We start from the raw sequence: 18,921 nt of genomic DNA on the forward strand, positions 1-18,921 counted from the left end.
TTTCCTTGAACCTTGCCTCCCAATCGGATAAAGCCGCTCATCCCGTCGTCACACCGCCATCATTGAAGGCGATTGACGATTCTGCTCGGGCGCGGCGAACCTTCCTCATGCCTCGACCTGATTCGCGGACTTTCATGCCAACACCAGCCGCGTCCGGCCCCGGACCGGGAAAGAGAACAGAAGATGGATCGCATCCGCATCGTCGGCGGCAACGAACTTCGCGGCACCATTCCGATCTCCGGCGCCAAAAACGCCGCCCTCCCCCTGATGATCGCTTCACTCCTGACCGATGAGACGCTGATGCTGCACAACGTGCCGCATCTGGCCGATGTGGAGCAACTGATCCGCATCCTGGGCAATCACGGCGTCGATTATTCGGTGAACGGTCGTCGTTCCTCCCAGCAGGAAGGCTATTCACGCACGATCAATTTCACCGCCAAGGAAATCGTCGATACGACCGCGCCTTATGAACTCGTCTCCAAGATGCGGGCGAGCTTCTGGGTGATCGGGCCGCTTCTGGCGCGCATGGGCGAATGCCGCGTGTCGCTGCCGGGCGGCTGCGCGATCGGAACGCGGCCGGTCGATCTCTTTATCGATGGGTTGCGGGCACTTTCGGCCGAGATCGACATCGAGCAGGGCTATATCGTCGCCCGCGCGAAGAACGGCCTTGTCGGCGCGCGCTACGCATTCCCGAAAGTATCCGTCGGCGCGACGCATGTCCTGATGATGGCGGCGACGCTCGCAAAGGGTGAGACGATCCTCGAAAACGCCGCGCGCGAGCCGGAAGTCGTCAACCTTGCCGAATGTCTCAACGCGATGGGCGCGAAGGTTTCGGGTGCGGGCACCGGGACCATCGTGATCGAAGGCGTCGCGCGCTTGCACGGTGCGCGCGTCGAGGTCATTCCCGACCGCATCGAAACGGGCACCTATGCGATGGCCGTGGCGATGACCGGCGGCGACGTGATCCTCGAAGGCGCACGCGGCGATCTTCTGCAGAGTGCGCTGGATACGCTGGGTCTGGCCGGCGTCGAAATTTCCGAGACGAATTCGGGCCTGCGCGTTGCGCGCAACGGTGCCGGCATCGGGCCTGTGGAGGTGACGACGGAGCCCTTCCCCGGCTTCCCGACCGACCTTCAGGCCCAGTTGATGGGCCTCATGACGATGGCAAAGGGCCGCTCGAAGATCACCGAAACGATCTTCGAGAACCGCTTCATGCATGTTCAGGAACTCGCGCGACTCGGCGCGAACATTTCGCTGTCGGGCCAGTCGGCGATCATCGAGGGCGTCGACCGGTTGCGCGGTGCGCCCGTGATGGCGACGGACCTTCGTGCGTCCGTCTCTCTCGTCATTGCCGGCCTTGCGGCCGAGGGCGAGACGATCGTCAACCGGGTCTATCATCTCGATCGCGGTTTCGAGCGGCTTGAAACCAAGCTTTCGAATTGCGGCGCGGCGATCGAGCGGCTGTCGTCCTGATCGGAACCTGACTTGGCCTTTCCTGTTTTCGTTGCGCTGCAACTAAACTACTGTCTCCCGATACATCCGGAGACACAGGCAAAAATCGGGAAACGGAATGAGCGAATTGAGACTCGTGGCCTTCGACGAAGAGGACCTTAAGGTTCTCTCCGCCCATTGCCAGGACGCCGTCCTGAAGGCCAAGGATTTTTCTTTCGAGCCTGCACGCAAGCGGCTCGTCATCGCGATGAACCGTTTCGTGTGGGAAAAGAAGACGGGCTTCTTTCGCCGCAACTATGAGCGCCGCCGCGCGGTGCTGCATTTCGATGGCGTGACGTCCCTCAAGACAAGCGGCATCGACCGGGCGCGCTGCGAAGAGGTTCTAGAGCTTCTCACGATACGCTTCACGGCTGGCGACGCGCCGTCGGGAACCATTGAACTCGTCTTTGCCGGTCAGGCCGCGATCCGCCTCGATGTCGAATATGTCGAGGCCCGCCTTGCCGATCTCGGCGCGGCATGGGAAACGGGCGTGAGACCGCAGCACACGCTTTAGGACGCCTCGCCGACATGACCTTTCGCCTCGACACACGCGACACGGATTTCGAGAGCGCCTTTGCCGACTTCCTCGGCTCCAAGCGCGAAGCGTCGCAGGATGTCGACGACACCGTACGCGCCATCATCGCGGATGTGCGTGAGCGGGGCGACGCGGCGCTCATCGATTACACGAAGCAGTTCGACCGGACGGACGTCTCGGCCGGCGGCCTCGCCTTTTCGAAGGACGAGATCGAGGCGGCAATCGGCAAGGTCGATGCGCAGACGCTGGACGCGCTGCGGCTTGCGCATGACCGTATCGCCTCCCACCATAAGCGGCAATTGCCAAAGGACGACCGCTACACGGACCCCATCGGCGTCGAACTCGGTTCTCGCTGGACAGCGGTCGAATCGGTCGGCGTCTACGTGCCGGGCGGCATGGCGAGCTATCCAAGCTCAGTGCTTATGAACATCGTGCCGGCCCGCGTGGCGGGCGTGGAGCGCATCGCCATGGTGGTGCCGACGCCGGATGGCGCGATCAACCCGCTGGTACTGGCCGCCGCGCACATTGCGGGCGCGAGCGAAATCTACCGGGTCGGCGGATCGCAGGCGATAGCCGCCCTCGCCTATGGCACGGAAACCATTGCGCCGGTGGCGAAGATCGTCGGCCCGGGAAACGCTTATGTCGCGGCGGCTAAACGTCAGGTGTTCGGCACGGTCGGCATCGACATGATCGCCGGTCCGTCCGAGATTCTCGTCGTCGCCGATAGCGGCAACGATCCCGCGTGGATCGCGGCGGATCTCATCGCACAGGCCGAGCACGACACCGCCGCGCAGTCGATCCTGATCACGGACGACGCCGAATTCGGCGCGCGCGTGGAAACGGAAGTCGAACGGCAGATCGAGGCCCTCCCCCGCAGCGAGATCGCCGCGCAAAGCTGGCGCGATTTCGGTGCGATCATCCTCGTCAGCGATTTCGACGAAGCGGTTCCGCTCATCGACCGTATCGCCGCCGAGCATCTCGAACTCGCCGTCACTGACCCCGAAGCGCTTCTGTCGCGTATCCGCAATGCAGGCGCGGTCTTTCTTGGCCGGCACACGCCCGAGACCATCGGCGACTATGTCGGTGGCTCGAACCATGTCCTGCCGACCGCCCGCTCGGCACGGTTCTCGTCCGGCCTTTCGGTGCTGGAATTCATGAAGCGCACCTCGATCCTGAAATGCGGACCGGACCAGTTGCGCGCGCTCGGCCCCGCCGCCATCGCGCTTTCGGCCGCCGAAGGTCTCGAGGGCCATGGACGCGCCGTCTCCATCCGCCTCAACCTTTGAGCGATGCGATGGGCGAGGCTCCTTCCCACAACCGCCTGATCGACGTCGAACTCGACGAATCGATCGGCCGTTCGACACCGGATGTCGAACATGAACGCGCCGTCGCCATCTTCGACCTGATCGAAGACAATTCGTTTCGCCCGGTCGGCGACGACACCGGCGGCCCCTACAAGCTCAGGCTGTCGCTGGCCGAGGCGCGGCTCGTCTTTTCCATCGCGCGCGAAAGCGACGAGGCCGTGGTCACGCACATCCTCTCGCTGACGCCGTTCCGGCGGATCGTGAAGGATTATTTCCTGATCTGCGAAAGCTATTACGACGCGATCCGCACCTCCACGCCGAGCCAGATCGAGGCGATCGACATGGGACGGCGCGGCCTTCACAACGAGGGCTCGCAGACGCTGATGGACCGGCTCGCAGGCAAGATCGATGTCGATTTCGACACCGCGCGCCGTCTGTTCACGCTCGTCTGCGTGCTTCACTGGCGCGGCTAGGACCGATGGTGACGGGAGAACGCGCGCGCCCGAAGTCCATCCTCTTCCTGTGCGGGATGAACGCGATCCGCTCGCCGATGGCGGAGACGATCGCGCGCAAGATGCTGGACCGCGGCATTTTCGTTTCGTCGGCGGGCGTCAGGGCCGGCGAGCGCGATCCCTTCGTCGACGCGGTTCTGAACGAGGCCGGACTGCCCGAAGTTGCCCATGCGCCGCGCACGCTGGACGATCTGGAAGACGATTATTTCGACCTGATCGTGACGCTCGCGCCCGAGGCGCACCACGCAGCGCTTGAACTGACGCGCTCGATGTCCATTGACGTGGAATACTGGCCGACGGCCGATCCCTCCGTCGCAACCGGCACGCGTGAGCAGATCATGGCCGCCTATCGGGACGTGCGCGATCGTCTGGCGGCGCAAATCGGCAGAAGGTTCGGGAACGACGCGGATCACGGCGCATAATGCGTGTTCCCAAAATCGACAACTTCCTATAGGTTCCGCGCCGATCACGGCCTATATAGCCGAAACCAGCACAAACCAAAGGTTCCGAATGCCGAAGGAAGAAGTCCTCGAGTTCCCGGGCGTCGTCGTCGAATTGTTGCCGAATGCGATGTTCCGGGTCAAGCTTGAAAACGAACACGAGATCATCGCTCATACGGCGGGCCGCATGCGCAAGAACCGCATCCGCGTGCTCACCGGCGACAAGGTCCAGGTCGAAATGACGCCTTACGACCTGACCAAGGGTCGCATCACCTATCGCTTCAAGTAAACGCGCACCGCGCGGCGCAGGATTTCGATGAGCGTTCCCCAAAAGCTCGTGCTCGCATCGGGTTCGCCGCGGCGGATCGAGCTTCTCCAGCAGGCGGGGATCGAGCCCGACCGCGTCTTCGCCACCGACATCGACGAGACGCCCAACCGCGCCGAACACCCCCGCTCGCTCGCCAAACGGCTGGCGCAGACGAAGGCGGAGCGCGCGGCCGAAGGCCTGAAACGGCAGGGCGAGGAGCCGTCCTTCATCCTGGCGGCCGACACGGTCGTCGCCGTCGGGCGTCGCATCCTGCCGAAGGCGGAAACGCTCGAAGACGCGCAAGACTGCCTGAAGCTGCTCTCGGGCCGCGCGCACCGGGTCTATTCGGGTGTCTGCGTCATCACGCCGTCCGGCAAGAGCCGGATGCGGCTTGTCGAAACGCGCGTTCGCTTCAAGCGGCTGTCGCGCGCGGAGATCGACGCCTATCTCACCTCCGGGCAATGGCGCGGCAAGGCGGGCGGCTACGCCATCCAGGGCCTGGCGGGAATTTTTGTCGTCAAACTCGTCGGCTCCTACACCAACGTCGTCGGCCTGCCACTCTACGAGACGATCAGCCTTCTTGCCGGCGACGGCTTCAAGCCCGAATTGCAGTTTCAAACCGGAATGGCGGTCTGATGGCAATCGACGCCGAAAAAGTGACGCCCCTGCGCCCGCCGCGCCCCTGCCCCGAATGCGGCAAGCCCTCCCAGCGCGCGACATTTCCATTCTGTTCCGTGCGCTGCAAGAACGTCGATCTCAACCGGTGGCTGACCGGCTCTTACGTCATTCCGGCGACCGAAGACGAGGATGACGGCAGCGAGGACGAACGCCGCAGCGAGACGTGAAATTTTTCGCCGCCTTTCGCTGCGTCAGGCGCTGGACAGGGCGATTTCTCGTGTTATAACCCACGCGCTTCCGGCGGAAACCAAGCCCGCCAAGGCCTTGCGCCACATGCGAAGCAATTGCCTAGGTAGCTCAGTTGGTAGAGCATGCGACTGAAAATCGCAGTGTCGGCGGTTCGATCCCGTCCCTAGGCACCACTCTACCCTGCATTCACTTACCGAAATGGTGCCCGTCATGTGGCCAACCGCGTGCACTATTCAAATCGTTCGCCGGACAGGCTCGATCCGAAATTTCCTTGCGCCGTAAGGCATTGTTTCCGCTGCGGTACCGGATTGCCGCTTGCCCTTGGTTCTCCATTGCCCATAATCCGCTCACCCCGGTGGCGGGCAAAAAATATAAGGTGGAGAACAACAGATGATGCGTCACTTCGTGAATGCGGCGATGGTATCGACCGCGATCGTGCTGGCGGGAGGACTTGCGGCTTCGCAGGCCATGGCCCAGACCGTTTATAACCGCGGCAACGACACCGATCCCTCGACACTCGACCACCATTTGACCTCGACGGTGGCCGAAGGCCATCTGATGCGCGACCTTTATGAGAGCCTCGTCGTGCAGGACGCGAACGCGGAGATCGTGCCGGGCGTCGCCGAAAGCTGGGAAGTCTCCGACGATGGCCTCGTCTACACGTTCAAGCTGCGCGAGAACGCGCGCTGGTCGAACGGGGATCAGGTGAAGGCAAGCGATTTCGTCTTCGCCTATCGCCGCATCCAGAACCCGGAGACGGCCGCGCCCTACGCGAACATTCTTTACCCGATCAAGAATGCCGAGGCGATCAACACCGACGGCATGGCGCTTGAAGAGTTGGGAGCCGTTGCGATCGACGACACGACGCTCGAAATCACGCTCGAACAGTCGACACCCTATTTCCTCGAATTGCTCACCCACCAGACCGGCCTGCCGCTGCATGAGGCGTCCGTCACGGAGCATGGCGACCAGTTCACCCGTCCCGGCAACATGGTGACGAACGGCGCCTACATGCTGGAAAGCTTCACGCCGAACGACATGATCGTCATGCAGAAGAACCCCGAGTTCCATGACGCCGACAATGTCGCGATCGACACGGTGAACTACATCCCCTTTGAGGACCGGGCGACGTGCCTGCGCCGCTTCGAGGCGGGCGAGGTTCTGTCCTGTTCCGACGTTCCGCTGGAACAGATGTCCTACATGCAGGAAAATCTTGCCGACGAGCTGCACATCGTCCCGTATCTGGGAACCTACTATCTCCCCGTGAAGACAAACCGCGACGATGCGCTGGCTGACCCACGCGTGCGTCAGGCGATGTCCATGGTGATCGACCGTGACTTCCTCGCCGAGGAGATCTGGCAGGGCGCGATGGTGCCGACCTATTCCTTCGTGCCGGAAGGCATCGGCAATTACGGCGAGCCGGCGAAGCTGCCTTATGCGGGCGACGATTTGCTCGACCGCGAGGATGCGGCCCGCGAACTTCTGGAGGAAGCCGGTATCGAAGACGGCGAACTCACCGTGCGCCTTCTCTATAACACCTCGGAAAACAACCGGAACACGATGACCGCCATCGCCGACATGCTCGGCAATATCGGCATCAACGCCACGCCGGAGGAGATGGAAGGCGCGACCTATTTCAACTTCCTGCGCTCGGACGGCGATTACGACATGGCGCGCGCCGGCTGGATCGGCGATTATTCCGACCCGCAGAACTTCCTGTTTCTGCATGAGAGCGAAAATCTCGGCTTCAACTATTCGCGCTGGGCGAATGCCGACTACGATCAGTTGATGCGCAATGCCGCCGCCGAGAGCGACATCGACGCACGCGCCGAAATCCTGAAGCAGGCCGAAACGCTGCTTCTGGAGGAAGTACCGGTCATTCCGATCCTCTATTATACGGCCAACTCGCTCGTCTCGACCAAGCTGCAAGGCTGGGAGGACAATGTCATGAACGTCCATGGCACCCGCTGGATGTCCATTTCCGAATAATCGGAAGACACGTTTCCGGTGCGCGCGAATGCGCGCCGGATGCCGTGCGCTGCACGGCCCGGAGGGTTTTGACCGACATGCTTGGCTATGTTCTGCGCCGTCTCGCGGGCGCGATCCCGACGGTGTTCATCATCGTCACCATCGCCTTCTTCATGATCCGGCTGGCGCCGGGCGGACCGTTCGACCTCGAACGGCCGCTCGATCCGCTGATCATGGAAAACATCAACCGCGCCTACAATCTCGACAAGCCGCTTTGGCAGCAATATTTCCTCTATCTGGGGAATCTGGCGCAGGGCGACCTCGGGCCAAGCTTCACGCGGCGCGATTTCTCGGTCGTCGACCTTTTCCGTACCGGTCTTCCCGTCTCCATCCAGCTCGGCGGCACCGCGCTTGCCATCGCGCTTGTCGTCGGCGCGTTTCTCGGCGCGCTGGCCGCCCTTCGTCAAAACACATGGGTCGACTACATGGTGGTCGGCACGGCCACGCTCGGCATCACCATCCCGACCTTCGTCATCGCGCCGGTTCTTTCGCTGTTCTTCGGTGTCATGATGGGCTGGCTGCCGGCCGGCGGCTGGGGCGGCGGACGATGGCAATATCTCGTCCTGCCGGTCGCGACGCTCGCGCTGCCGCAGATCGCCATCATCGCGCGGCTGACGCGCGGGGCGACGATCGAGGCGCTGCGTTCCAACCATGTACGCACGGCCCGCGCCTACGGGCTGCCGTCCTACGTGGTGGTCGGCGTCCATGCTCTGCGCGCCGCGATCCTGCCCGTCGTCTCCTATCTCGGACCGACGGCTGCGGCGCTTCTGACCGGCTCGGTGGTGGTCGAGACCATCTTCGGCATACCCGGCATCGGCCGCTATTTCGTGCAAGGCGCTCTGGGCCGTGATTATACGCTCGTAATGGGAACGGTGATCGTGATCGCCATGTTCGTCATCCTTTTCAATTTGATCGTCGACATCCTCTATGCGGTGCTCGATCCGCGCGTTCGCTACGATTGAGGAAGGTGCGATGACCGATATCCCCGTCCCGGACAGCGACATCAGCAACATCGCCGGGCGCTCGCTCTGGCAGGATGCGTGGCTGCGCCTTCGCCGCAACCGCGCGGCCGTCGTCAGCGCAATGGTGCTCGTCGCGTTGGCGCTCGCCGGCATTTTCGGCCCTATGCTGTCTCAGCATCCCTATGACCGCATCTACCCGCAATATGTGCGCGCACCCGCAAGCCTCGAGGCTTATCCGCGCGCCGACGATATCGTGCCGGCCTTCGAGCGCGCAGTCACCAGAACGCGCGTCGAGGCTGGTGAGATCGAGGTGGACGGCCAGACCGTTCGCGTGCCGATTTCGTCGGACGAGCCGATCGATCCGCGCATCACGCGCTATATCGACCGCTCCGACCTGTTCTTCAACGCGCGCATCGAGGCGCTTTCGGCGGACGAATTGAGCGGGGAACTCGTCGCCAGCGTGAACCGCGTGAAATTCTATTTCGGCACCGACGCCAATGGCCGCGACGTGATGGCGCGCACCTTCATCGGCATCCGCATCTCGCTCGCGATCGGGCTGCTCGCCTCGATGATGGCGCTGGTGCTCGGCGTCACCTATGGCGCGCTGGCCGGCTATCTGGGCGGGCGTGTCGACAACGTCATGATGCGCGTCGTCGATATCCTCTATTCGCTGCCCTTCATCTTTTTCGTCATATTGCTCGTCGTCTTCTTCGGGCGAAGTTTCGTTTTGATCTTCATTGCCATCGGCATGACCGAATGGCTCGACATGGCGCGGATCGTGCGCGGACAGACACTGACGATCAAACGGCAGGAATATGTGGAAGCCGCTCAGGCGATGGGCGTGTCGAGCTGGGGCATTCTGCGCCGGCACGTCATCCCCAACACGCTCGGCCCAGTGATCGTGTTCGTTACGCTACTGGTGCCGAAGGCGATCCTTCTGGAAAGCCTTCTGTCCTTCCTCGGCCTTGGCGTGCAGGAACCGCTGACCTCGCTCGGCATGCTGATCTCGGACGGTGCGGCCAATATGCGCGGCGCTCCCTGGCTTCTGATCTTCCCCGCCGCGACGCTGACGGCGATCCTCTTCGCCCTCAATTTCCTGGGCGACGGCCTGCGCGACGCGCTCGACCCGAAGGACCGCTGACATGGCAGAAGAAACCATCCTCGCTGTCCGCGACCTTCATGTTGAATTCCAGACAAATGACGGCATGGTCAATGCCGTGAAGGGTATCGACCTTGACGTAAGGCGCGGCGAAACGGTCGCCATCGTGGGCGAATCCGGCTCGGGCAAGAGCCAGACCACAATGGCGATCATGGGGCTTCTGGCCTCCAACGGGCGCGCGCGCGGTTCGGCGACCTATCGGGGCCAGGAACTCGTCGGCCTGCCTGAGCGGCAACTGAACAGGATCCGCGGCAAGAAGATCACCATGATCTTTCAGGAGCCGATGACCTCGCTCGACCCGCTCTACAGGATCGGCCGGCAGATCGCCGAACCCTTGCGCTACCATGCCAGGATGTCTGGAAAGGCCGCACGCGCGCGCGTGATCGAGCTTCTCGATCTTGTCGGTATTCCAAATCCCGCAGAGCGCGTGGACGCCTACCCGCACGAGCTTTCAGGCGGCCAGCGTCAGCGCGTCATGATCGCCATGGCGCTCGCCAACGATCCCGACATGCTGATCGCGGACGAGCCGACCACCGCTCTCGACGTGACGATCCAGGCACAAATCCTCGCGCTGCTCGCCGATCTCCAGAAAAAGCTCGGCATGGCGATCGTTTTCATCACGCACGACCTCGGCATCGTGAAGCGGTTCGCCGACCGAGTCTATGTGATGCGCTCGGGCGAGGTGGTGGAGACCGGCGATACGCAAAAGCTGTTCGATGCACCGGAGCACCCTTATACGCAGATGCTGCTTGCGGCGGAGCCGACGGGCCGCAAGGACGCCGTTCCTTCGGATGCACCGATCCTGCTGGAAGGGCGCGACGTCGAGGTGGTCTTCAGCACCGGCGGCAGTTGGTTCGGCAAGGCAAACGGCGAAATCCGGGCGGTGGACGGCATCTCGGTCGCGCTGAGGGCGGGTCAGACCATCGGGATCGTCGGCGAGTCGGGCTCGGGCAAGTCCACTCTCGGACGCGCTCTCCTGCGACTGATGCCGGGAGACGGCACGTTCCGCTTCGAAGGAATGGACATCTCCCATGCCGACAAACGTGCGATGCGCCCGTTGCGCAAGCGGCTGCAACTGGTGTTCCAGGACCCGTTCGGCTCGCTCTCCCCGCGCATGACGGTTGGCCAGGTGGTCACCGAGGGGCTGAAGGTTCATGAGCCGAGCCTGAAAGCGAAGGAACGTGACCGGCGCGCGATCGAGGTTCTTGAGGAAGTCGGACTCGATCCTTCCATGCGCAACCGCTACCCGCATGAATTCTCGGGCGGCCAGCGACAGCGTATCGCTATCGCCCGCGCCATGATCCTGAAACCGCAGGTCGTGGTGCTTGACGAGCCGACCTCCGCGCTCGACCGCTCGGTGCAAAAGCAGATCGTCGATCTTCTGCGCGATCTCCAGAAGGCGCACGGGCTGTCCTATCTGTTCATCAGCCACGATCTGGCGGTGGTCCGCGCGATGGCCGACTACATCATCGTCATGCGGCGCGGTCAGATCGTCGAGGAAGGCCCGACCGAGACGATTTTCGACAATCCCGCCCAACCCTACACCCAAGCTCTAATGGCCGCTGCGATAGACGGCACTCCATTCCGGCGAACAGACATCGAGAATTAACCTTTCGTTAACCCTTCCGGCGCACTGTGGGTCAACAGCGCGTCGACCACGGATGTACTGGCGGCGCGCCGTAGAACAAAGCCGGGCCTCGCCCGGCTTTTTCGTTGCAGGACACGAAACTTTCGCCACATGGCCGGAACACTGGTCGAACCTGCCCGTTTCCCCGGGGACCAATCTTCCAACCGAGGAGACGACCATGGACCCGATGAGCAGCGACGACCGTGACGATGCAAAAGAAGGCCTGCAGCGCCAGATCGAGGATTTGCGCGAAGAGCTTGCATACCTCCAGCAGGCAGCAGGTGAACGAGCGCAGCAAGCCTATGAGGTGGTCAAGGAGCACCCCGGCACCTCCATCCTCGTCGCTTCGGTTGTCGCCGGCGTGATCGGATTTGTCATCGGACAGCAAACCGAGGCCGAAAAACACAGCCACTACCGCTTCCGCTGGTAGAATCTCCGACTTCCGCTTGAGAAAAGCCCGGCCAGGACGCCGGGCTTTTTCATGCGGAACGTTCAGTGCTGATCATCGGAGTGGGAGTGGATGTCCGGGTCGAACTCGGCCTGTTCGGCCTCTTCCATAGGCTGTTCGGTAAAGCCTTCGAGGCTCGACACTTCGGCCACGTCGCGCTCGATCTCGAGCGGGCTCGTCACATAGGCCGCGATCAGTTCCGCGATCGACAGAAGCGAATGAACGTGGATGCGTTCATAGCCATGCGAGGCGTCGATGCCGAAGGCGACGAGCGCCGTTCGCACGTCATGGCCCGCCTCGATGGCCGACGCCGAATCCGAACGGTAATAGCGGAAGATATCCTTCTGGTACTGAAGCCCGTTCTCACGGCACAGATCGACCAGCTTGCGCGTCAAATGATAGTCGAACGGGCCCGCCTGATCGGCCATTGCGATGGTCACGCCGAACTCCGACGAGTTCTGGCCGGGCGCGGTGGTGCCGTTGTCGATCGTCACCATGGACGCGATCTCGGGCGTGATGATCGCAGCCGCACCGACGCCGACTTCCTCGGCGATCGTGAAGAGCCAGTGGATATCGACCGGTGTGCGCGCGCCTTCATCCTCCAGCGCCTTGATGGCCGCAAGCGCGATGGCGACGCCCGCCTTGTCGTCCAGATGGCGCGAGTTGATGAAACCGTTGTCGAGGAATTCGGGCTGCGTGTCGATGGCGACGAAATCGCCAATGTCGACGCCGAGCGCCAGCGTTTCGTCGCGGTTCACGGTGCGCGCGTCGATGCGCAGTTCGACATAGTTCCAGCCGACGGGCATCGTGTCGACGCCCTCGTTGAACGTATGCCCGGATGCCTTCAAGGGCAGGATCGTGCCGCGATACGCACCCTGCTCGGTGTAGATCGTCACGCGCGCGCCTTCGGCGAAACGGGCAGACCAGTTTCCGATCGGCACGAGTTCGAGCCGCCCGTTCTCCTTGACGAACTTCACCTGCGCGCCGAGCGTATCGAGATGGGTGATGATGGCGCGCGCGCCGCGGCGGCGCGAGCCCTGCCGGACGGCGCGGATCGCGCCGCGGCGCGTCAGTTCGGGCGTCAGGCCGAGCCGTTCCAGTTCCTCGGAACAATAACGGACGATCTGATCCGTGTAGCCGGTCGGGCTGTTGATCGCGAGGAGGTTGTTCAGTTGTCGAGCGAGATAGGCTTCGTCGATCTTCAAGATGTACCTCGGTTAGCTTCGGCCGAGAGCTTGCGTGACCGAGCGCTGGCCTGACATGGGAAAGAGCAGGTCCACGAACCGCTCGGCCGTCGGCTGCGGCTCGTGATTGGCAAGACCCGGACGCTCATTAGCCTCGATGAAAACATAGTCCGGCTCGCTTGGCGAGCGCACCATGAAGTCGATGCCGACGACGGGAATGTCAATGGCTCGCGCAGCCTTGACGGCAGCGTCCACAAGCCGTGGGTGAACCTGCGCCGTCACGTCATGAATGGATCCGCCCGTGTGCAGATTCGCCGTCTTGCGCACGACGACTTCCTCGCCCTCGTCCGGCACATCGTCCAGCGTGAAGCCGTTTTCGGCGAGGCAGCGTTCGGTTTCGCCATCTACCGGGATCGTGCTTTCGCCGCCGGTGGCAGCGGCGCGGCGGCGGGACTGGCGCTCGATCAGCGACCGAATATCCGTGCGCCCGTCACCGACGACATAGGGCGGGCGGCGCATGGCGGCGGCCACGAGGCGGAAGTCGATCACCACGAGACGCAGATCGTCGCCGTCGAAGCAGGCCTCCAGCAGGACGCGATCGCAGATGTCGCGCGCAACGCCGATCGCGGCTTTCACGTCATTGATCGTGTCGAGCCCGACGGCGACGCCCTTGCCCTGCTCGCCGCGCGCCGGTTTCACGACGATCTTGCCGTGCTTTTCGATGAAGGCGGACAGCGCCTCGTCATCGTCGGAGGCGACGATCTGTTCGGGAACGATCAGCCCCGCCCCTTCGACCACGCGGCGCGTGACCGATTTGTCGTCGCAGATCGACATCGCGACAGCCGAGGTCATCTCGGAGAGGCTTTCGCGGCAATGGACGGAGCGTCCGCCATAGGACATGCGGAAGAAGCCGCCCTCGGCATCGGTGATCTCGACATGGACACCGCGCCGGCGCGCCTCGTCCACGATCAGCCGCGCATAAGGGTTGAGCGCGTCGTATTCGGCAAGCGGCGAGGCGAACAGCTTTTCGTTGATCGGGTTCTTGCGCTTGACCGCGAAGACCGGAACGCGGCGAAAGCCGAGCTTTTCATAAAGGCCGATCGCCTGATCGTTGTCGTGCAGCACCGACAAATCCATGAAGGACGAGCCCCGCGCGGCGAAATGCTCGGACAAGCGGCGCACCAGCATTTCGCCGATGCCGGGATGGCGCGCCTGCGGATCGACCGCGAGGCACCAGAGGGACGATCCAAGTTCGGGGTCGTTGAACAGGCGCTTGTGATCGACGCCCGTCACCGTGCCGATGATTTCGCCGGTGATCTCGTCCTCGGCGACCAGATAGGTCAATGAGCGGCTGTCGCGGTTGCGCCAGAAGAAGTCGGGACGAACCGGCACCATATTGCGCGAGGCGTAAATGGTGTTGACCGCATCCGCATCGGCTTCGGAGGAAAGTCGGCGGATGAAATAGCCCTTCGCCTGCTTGCGCGAGGGGCGGTAGGTCGAAAGATCCAGCCGGAAGGTGTGGGAGGGATCGAGGAATATCTCCTGCGGCGCCATGGCGAGCAGGACATGCGGATCGCGCACGTAAAACGCGATGTCGCGCCGCGCGGGACCTTCCTCGCGCAACGCGTCGATCAGCGCATCGTTGCTCTCATAGGTTTGGCAGAAATGAAGCTTGCCCCAGCCGCAATCGATGGACGCGTTGGGCTTGGGATCGGCCGCCGCCTGATCGTGCTGCGCGATGGGATTCATCGTTTCGTTTCGCATCCTTCTCAAGCGGTGACCGAGCGCCTTGTCCGTGCGGCCGCGCTCGGCGGCCACAGATCGGCGAGCCATCGTTAAATCTCGTGGGTCTGAAGCCAGAGTTCCAGAAGACCGACCTGCCAAAGCTCGGACCCCTGAAGCGGCGTGATGTGATCCGACGGATTTGCAAACAGCCGGTCGAGATAGTCGTCGCGGAAGATGCCCCGATCCTTCGCCGCCCGCGAGGTCAACGCATCGCGTACGAGATCGAGATAGGGACCATCGACATATTTGAGCTGCGGAACGGGAAAATAGCCCTTCTTGCGGTCAATCACCTCATGCGGCACGACGAGCCGCGCCGCTTCCTTCAACACGCCCTTGCCGTTCTGCTTCAACTTTTCGGCGGGCGGAATCTTGGCCGCGAGTTCGACCAGTTCATGGTCGAGGAACGGTACGCGTGCTTCGAGACCCCAGGCCATCGTCATGTTGTCGACCCGCTTGACCGGATCGTCGACGAGCATCACCTGGCTGTCGAGGCGCAAAGCGGCATCGACCGGCGTGTCGGCATTGGCCATCTTCAGATGACGCGAGACGAGGTCGAGGCTCGGATCGTGATCGGGCAACCAGTCCGGATTGACGTGCTCAGCCATCTTGGCGTGGTCGCGATCGAAGAAGACTTTCGCGTAGTCCGAGACCACATCGTTCGAATCTGCCAGCTGCGGATACCAGTGATAGCCGCCGAAGACCTCGTCGGCGCCCTGCCCCGACTGCACGACCTTGATGTGTTTCGAGACTTCCTTCGACAGGAGATAGAAACCGACATTGTCATAGGAGACCATCGGTTCGGACATCGCCGCAAAGGTGCCGGGCAGCGAATCCATCAGCTCGCTCGACGGCACGAAAATCTTGTGGTGATCGGTGTCGAAATGCTTGGCGATCAGGTCCGAATAGACGAATTCGTCGCCCTTCTCGCCATTCGCTTCCTCGAAGCCGACCGAAAAAGTCATCAAGCCGTGCTGGCCCTGTTCGGCAAGAAGCCCGACGATGACCGACGAATCCACGCCACCCGACAACAGCACGCCCACCGGCACGTCGGCGACCATGCGGCGCTTGACGGCAACCCGCAGCGCATCGAGCACGCGGTCCCGCCACTCGTCGGACGAGAGCGAATAGTCCGGGTCGCGCTGGTAAGGCGGCTGCCAGTAGACCGTGTCCTTGGACGTGCCGTCCGGCTCGATCACGCGGATCGTGGCCGGCGGCATCTTCTTCACGCCGTTGATGATGGTGCGCGGCGGCGGCACGACAGCATGGAACGAGAGGTAATGGTGAAGCGCGATGCGATCGATCGATGTGTCGATGTCGCCGCCTTTCAGGAGCGCGGGAAGCGACGAGGCAAAGCGTAGCGCCTTGGGCGTTTCGGCGATGTAGAGCGGCTTGATGCCGAACCGGTCGCGCGCCACGACAACGCGTCCCGTATCACGCTCATGGATGACGAAGGCGAACATGCCGAGGAAGCGCTCGACGCACTTCGTGCCCCATGCGTGATACGCCTTGAGGATGACTTCCGTGTCGCCGGTCGAGAAGAAGTCGTAGCCCTTTGCTTCAAGCTCCGTGCGCAATTCGGGATAGTTGTAGATACAGCCGTTGAACGCGATGGTGAGGCCGAGCTGGCCATCCACCATGGGCTGGCGGGCCTTTTGCGACAGATCGATGATCGATAGGCGGCGATGGGCGAGCGCTGCGTTGTTGTGCATCACCAGACCGGACCCGTCCGGGCCGCGCGGCGCGATGGCGTCCATCATCTTCGAAATGGCGAAAGCCGATGGCTGCGCGCCGTCGAACCTGATCTCTCCGCAAATTCCACACACGGTTGTTTTTCCAACCCTCCGTTGTCCAATTGAAATTGATCGTCCAATCATTTATAGCTCTAATGATTAGATGTCAAATAATGAGGTTGTCGTGGATGATGTCCGGACGAACGCGGAAGGCTTGCAGGAGTTCCTTGGCGCTGACCTGAAAACGGTGGAGAAGGGAATCCGCCGCATCGTCCGCGCGCATGATCTGCAATCCAAGGCGCTGACCAAGGCGGCCGGCCTCACTGCCGCACAGCTCGTGCTTTTGAAGGGGATTGCCGAACTCGGCGAAGTGACGACGACCGCGCTTTCGGCTCATGCCGATATCAGCCCGGCAACCGTCGTGACGATCCTCGACAATCTGGAAGAACGCGACTTGATCGAACGCTACCGCTCCGCGCATGACAGGCGCATCGTGCACACGCGCCTGACCTCCTCTGGCCTCGCCAAGGCGAACGCTGCGCCGGAGCCGCTCGGCAGCGCCTTCATCGATCGCTTCGCGGCATTGCCCGCCCACGAACGCAAGGCCCTCGTCGCGATGTTCACCAAAGCGGCCGATCTGCTTCTGCCGGTTCAGGTGACAGTCAAAAAAGGCGGCGTGGACCCTTGATATCGGTCGATATCTGACCGAAAACCTTCCTTAGAAGCGTTCCAGACGTGGCAATTTGTCGATTGGACGCTCCCGCGCGGTCGAACTATGTTGCGCGCGGCATACGGGACCGATCATGAATTACGACCGATTTTTCGAAGAAGCCATCGCGCAGCTCCATTCGGAGCGCCGTTATCGCGTGTTTGCGGACCTGGAGCGCATCGTGGGCAGGTTCCCCCGCGCGATCTGGCGCTCAAATGGCGAAGTACGCGAGATCACGGTCTGGTGCTCGAACGACTATCTCGGCATGGGCCAGAACGAACGTGTCATCGACGCGATGCGCGAGGCGGCCGGCAAGATGGGTTCGGGTGCCGGCGGCACGCGCAATATTTCGGGCACGAACCATCCGCTCGTCGAGCTTGAGGCTGAGCTTGCCGACCTCCATGGCAAGGAGGCGGGTCTCGTCTTCACCTCCGGCTTCGTCTCCAACGAGGCGGCGATCTCGACGATCGCGCGGCTTTTGCCAAACTGCCTCATCCTGTCCGACGAACTCAACCACGCCTCGATGATCGAGGGCGTGCGTCGGTCGGGCGTCGAGAAGAAGATTTTCCGTCACAACGATCTGGCGCATCTGGAAAGCCTGTTGCAGGCCGTCCCGCACGAGCGGGCCAAGCTGATCGCCTTCGAGAGCGTCTATTCGATGGACGGCGACATCGCGCCGATCGAGGCGATCTGCGACCTCGCCGACAAATACAACGCCATGACCTATATCGATGAGGTCCATGCCGTCGGCATGTATGGCGCGCGCGGCGGCGGCATCACCGAGCGCGACGGGCTCGCTCACCGCATCGACATCATCGAGGGCACTTTGGCGAAGGCGTTCGGTGTTCTGGGCGGCTATATCACCGGCAAGAGCGCGGTGATCGATGCTGTGCGCTCCTACGCGCCGGGCTTCATCTTCACGACTGCCCTGCCCCCCGCGCTCGCGGCCGCCGCGACCACCTCCATCCGGCACCTGAAGGTCAGCCAGGCGGAGCGCGATGCGCATCAGCGCCAGGCGCGGGCGACCAAGGACGCGCTTTCGGCCGCCGGACTGCCGGTCATGGCGTCCGAAACGCATATCGTGCCGCTGCTCGTGGGCGAGCCGGATTTGTGCAAACAGGCGAGCGACCGGCTTCTTGAAAAGCACGGTCTCTACATCCAGCCGATCAACTACCCGACCGTACCGCGCGGCACGGAACGGCTGCGCATCACGCCGACGCCCCTGCATTCCGACGCGCTGATCGCCGAATTGACGGGCGCGCTTCTGGAAACCTGGACGGCGCTCGGCATTCCGTTCCAGTCCGATGCGACCGACGCGCAGCACGAACGCTCGGAACGTGTCGTGTCGCTTGTCACCGCCAAGTCGGGCGGCTGACGCACAATTCCGCCCCTCTCCGTGCTCGAACAAAGCGTTTCCCGCTACTCGGGAGACGCGCTAGGTTTCTTCGAGACGAAAGTGGAAGGGGCGATGTTGTGAAGATATTCTGGAACGATTGCGGCCGCGAAGTACCCTCAGACACGCCGGTACCGGTCGATGTTCGCGAAGCTACCCGTATCTGGTCCGACGAAATTCGCGGCGTGCAGGGCAATTATCTGGGTCTGGTCGACGATGACGACAGGACGATCCAGTTCTATTACGACGCAGACATACAAGACGATGTCGAGGATGCGCGCCACTTGCAGATCGTCCTTCTCGACTTTCCGCAAATCGAGCAAAAAGGGTCCTACAACCGGCACGTGACGGTCGGCGAGGTCCATTCGCTCATCGAAAAAGTTTTCGAAGTCGGAATAGACCACCGCCAATTCGGTGCCTTGACCTTCGAGCCCTGGTAA

General features: G+C 62.5%; 19 protein-coding genes and 1 tRNA gene. 17 read left to right on the plus strand and 3 right to left on the minus strand.

What is annotated here, in order from left to right; genetic code table 11:
* Nucleotides 1–183 precede the first annotated feature (183 nt).
* From murA to GTW25_RS02095, 14 genes are all read left to right on the plus strand, one after another.
* Complete coding sequence (gene murA, locus GTW25_RS02030) at nt 184–1,473, plus strand: UDP-N-acetylglucosamine 1-carboxyvinyltransferase (RefSeq protein WP_252910311.1); 1,290 nt, start codon at nt 184–186, stop codon at nt 1,471–1,473.
* Between the two features lie 97 nt (nt 1,474–1,570).
* Nucleotides 1,571–2,005 (plus strand): DUF2948 family protein, encoded by a 435-nt coding sequence (locus GTW25_RS02035; protein ID WP_252910312.1) that lies wholly within the window; start codon nt 1,571–1,573, stop codon nt 2,003–2,005.
* A gap of 14 nt (nt 2,006–2,019) precedes the next feature.
* Nucleotides 2,020–3,312, plus strand: coding sequence for a histidinol dehydrogenase (gene hisD / locus GTW25_RS02040; RefSeq protein ID WP_252910313.1), 1,293 nt, complete (start codon nt 2,020–2,022; stop codon nt 3,310–3,312).
* Between the two features lie 8 nt (nt 3,313–3,320).
* Nucleotides 3,321–3,803, plus strand: coding sequence for a UPF0262 family protein (locus GTW25_RS02045; protein ID WP_252910314.1), 483 nt, complete (start codon nt 3,321–3,323; stop codon nt 3,801–3,803).
* A 5-nt stretch (nt 3,804–3,808) separates the two neighbouring features.
* Nucleotides 3,809–4,264 carry an arsenate-mycothiol transferase ArsC gene (locus tag GTW25_RS02050; RefSeq protein WP_252910315.1) on the plus strand — a complete coding sequence of 152 codons (456 nt, stop codon included), beginning with the start codon at nt 3,809–3,811 and terminating at the stop codon, nt 4,262–4,264.
* 88 nt (nt 4,265–4,352) lie between these two features.
* Nucleotides 4,353–4,571: a translation initiation factor IF-1 gene (infA, locus tag GTW25_RS02055; RefSeq protein WP_252910316.1), complete on the plus strand. Its 219-nt coding sequence runs from the start codon at nt 4,353–4,355 to the stop codon at nt 4,569–4,571.
* A 27-nt stretch (nt 4,572–4,598) separates the two neighbouring features.
* Nucleotides 4,599–5,225 (plus strand): Maf-like protein, encoded by a 627-nt coding sequence (locus tag GTW25_RS02060; RefSeq protein WP_252910317.1) that lies wholly within the window; start codon nt 4,599–4,601, stop codon nt 5,223–5,225.
* Nucleotides 5,225–5,434, plus strand: a complete 210-nt coding sequence (yacG, locus tag GTW25_RS02065; RefSeq protein ID WP_252910318.1) for a DNA gyrase inhibitor YacG — start codon at nt 5,225–5,227, stop codon at nt 5,432–5,434. The genes GTW25_RS02060 and yacG overlap by 1 nt, the downstream gene beginning before the upstream one ends.
* Before the next feature lie 119 nt (nt 5,435–5,553).
* Nucleotides 5,554–5,629: transfer RNA gene (locus GTW25_RS02070), tRNA-Phe, on the plus strand.
* Between the two features lie 244 nt (nt 5,630–5,873).
* Complete coding sequence (locus tag GTW25_RS02075) at nt 5,874–7,445, plus strand: peptide ABC transporter substrate-binding protein (protein WP_252910676.1); 1,572 nt, start codon at nt 5,874–5,876, stop codon at nt 7,443–7,445.
* A 77-nt stretch (nt 7,446–7,522) separates the two neighbouring features.
* Nucleotides 7,523–8,446, plus strand: a complete 924-nt coding sequence (oppB, locus tag GTW25_RS02080; protein WP_252910677.1) for an oligopeptide ABC transporter permease OppB — start codon at nt 7,523–7,525, stop codon at nt 8,444–8,446.
* Between the two features lie 10 nt (nt 8,447–8,456).
* Entirely contained in the window at nt 8,457–9,587 is a 1,131-nt protein-coding gene (locus GTW25_RS02085; RefSeq protein WP_252910319.1) for an ABC transporter permease subunit, read from the plus strand.
* A 1-nt stretch (nt 9,588) separates the two neighbouring features.
* Nucleotides 9,589–11,214, plus strand: a complete 1,626-nt coding sequence (locus GTW25_RS02090; protein WP_252910320.1) for an ABC transporter ATP-binding protein — start codon at nt 9,589–9,591, stop codon at nt 11,212–11,214.
* 196 nt (nt 11,215–11,410) lie between these two features.
* Complete coding sequence (locus GTW25_RS02095) at nt 11,411–11,662, plus strand: hypothetical protein (RefSeq protein WP_252910321.1); 252 nt, start codon at nt 11,411–11,413, stop codon at nt 11,660–11,662.
* A 62-nt stretch (nt 11,663–11,724) separates the two neighbouring features.
* Here the strand turns inward: GTW25_RS02095 and GTW25_RS02100 are convergent, their stop codons facing one another.
* The 3 genes from GTW25_RS02100 to GTW25_RS02110 are packed head-to-tail and all read right to left on the minus strand — an operon-like array spanning nt 11,725 to nt 16,472.
* Nucleotides 11,725–12,888 carry an osmoprotectant NAGGN system M42 family peptidase gene (locus tag GTW25_RS02100; RefSeq protein WP_252910679.1) on the minus strand — a complete coding sequence of 388 codons (1,164 nt, stop codon included), beginning with the start codon at nt 12,886–12,888 and terminating at the stop codon, nt 11,725–11,727.
* A 9-nt stretch (nt 12,889–12,897) separates the two neighbouring features.
* Nucleotides 12,898–14,697, minus strand: a complete 1,800-nt coding sequence (gene ngg / locus GTW25_RS02105; protein ID WP_252910322.1) for an N-acetylglutaminylglutamine synthetase — start codon at nt 14,695–14,697, stop codon at nt 12,898–12,900.
* A 2-nt stretch (nt 14,698–14,699) separates the two neighbouring features.
* Entirely contained in the window at nt 14,700–16,472 is a 1,773-nt protein-coding gene (locus GTW25_RS02110; protein WP_252910323.1) for an N-acetylglutaminylglutamine amidotransferase, read from the minus strand.
* A gap of 91 nt (nt 16,473–16,563) precedes the next feature.
* Between GTW25_RS02110 and GTW25_RS02115 the strand changes: the two genes are divergently transcribed.
* The 3 genes from GTW25_RS02115 (at nt 16,564) to GTW25_RS02125 (ending at nt 18,921) form a co-directional block, all read left to right on the plus strand.
* Nucleotides 16,564–17,067: a MarR family winged helix-turn-helix transcriptional regulator gene (locus tag GTW25_RS02115; RefSeq protein WP_252910324.1), complete on the plus strand. Its 504-nt coding sequence runs from the start codon at nt 16,564–16,566 to the stop codon at nt 17,065–17,067.
* Nucleotides 17,068–17,182: 115 nt separating this feature from the next.
* Complete coding sequence (gene hemA, locus GTW25_RS02120) at nt 17,183–18,463, plus strand: 5-aminolevulinate synthase (protein WP_252910325.1); 1,281 nt, start codon at nt 17,183–17,185, stop codon at nt 18,461–18,463.
* A gap of 98 nt (nt 18,464–18,561) precedes the next feature.
* On the plus strand, nt 18,562–18,921 hold the full coding sequence (locus GTW25_RS02125; protein ID WP_252910326.1) for a hypothetical protein: 360 nt from the start codon (nt 18,562–18,564) through the stop codon (nt 18,919–18,921).

Source organism: Aliihoeflea aestuarii (genome assembly GCF_024105665.1).
Lineage (GTDB): Bacteria > Pseudomonadota > Alphaproteobacteria > Rhizobiales > Rhizobiaceae > Aliihoeflea > Aliihoeflea aestuarii.

What these genes read in the sequence shown, in the direction of transcription:
- murA (WP_252910311.1), top strand. Translation starts at nt 184, where the DNA reads ATGGATCGCATCCGCATCGTCGGCGGCAACGAACTTCGCGGCACCATT.
- GTW25_RS02035 (WP_252910312.1), top strand. Translation starts at nt 1,571, where the DNA reads ATGAGCGAATTGAGACTCGTGGCCTTCGACGAAGAGGACCTTAAGGTT.
- hisD (WP_252910313.1), top strand. Translation starts at nt 2,020, where the DNA reads ATGACCTTTCGCCTCGACACACGCGACACGGATTTCGAGAGCGCCTTT.
- GTW25_RS02045 (WP_252910314.1), top strand. Translation starts at nt 3,321, where the DNA reads ATGGGCGAGGCTCCTTCCCACAACCGCCTGATCGACGTCGAACTCGAC.
- GTW25_RS02050 (WP_252910315.1), top strand. Translation starts at nt 3,809, where the DNA reads ATGGTGACGGGAGAACGCGCGCGCCCGAAGTCCATCCTCTTCCTGTGC.
- infA (WP_252910316.1), top strand. Translation starts at nt 4,353, where the DNA reads ATGCCGAAGGAAGAAGTCCTCGAGTTCCCGGGCGTCGTCGTCGAATTG.
- GTW25_RS02060 (WP_252910317.1), top strand. Translation starts at nt 4,599, where the DNA reads ATGAGCGTTCCCCAAAAGCTCGTGCTCGCATCGGGTTCGCCGCGGCGG.
- yacG (WP_252910318.1), top strand. Translation starts at nt 5,225, where the DNA reads ATGGCAATCGACGCCGAAAAAGTGACGCCCCTGCGCCCGCCGCGCCCC.
- GTW25_RS02075 (WP_252910676.1), top strand. Translation starts at nt 5,874, where the DNA reads ATGGTATCGACCGCGATCGTGCTGGCGGGAGGACTTGCGGCTTCGCAG.
- oppB (WP_252910677.1), top strand. Translation starts at nt 7,523, where the DNA reads ATGCTTGGCTATGTTCTGCGCCGTCTCGCGGGCGCGATCCCGACGGTG.
- GTW25_RS02085 (WP_252910319.1), top strand. Translation starts at nt 8,457, where the DNA reads ATGACCGATATCCCCGTCCCGGACAGCGACATCAGCAACATCGCCGGG.
- GTW25_RS02090 (WP_252910320.1), top strand. Translation starts at nt 9,589, where the DNA reads ATGGCAGAAGAAACCATCCTCGCTGTCCGCGACCTTCATGTTGAATTC.
- GTW25_RS02095 (WP_252910321.1), top strand. Translation starts at nt 11,411, where the DNA reads ATGGACCCGATGAGCAGCGACGACCGTGACGATGCAAAAGAAGGCCTG.
- ngg (WP_252910322.1), bottom strand. Translation starts at nt 14,697, where the DNA reads ATGGCTCGCCGATCTGTGGCCGCCGAGCGCGGCCGCACGGACAAGGCG.
- hemA (WP_252910325.1), top strand. Translation starts at nt 17,183, where the DNA reads ATGAATTACGACCGATTTTTCGAAGAAGCCATCGCGCAGCTCCATTCG.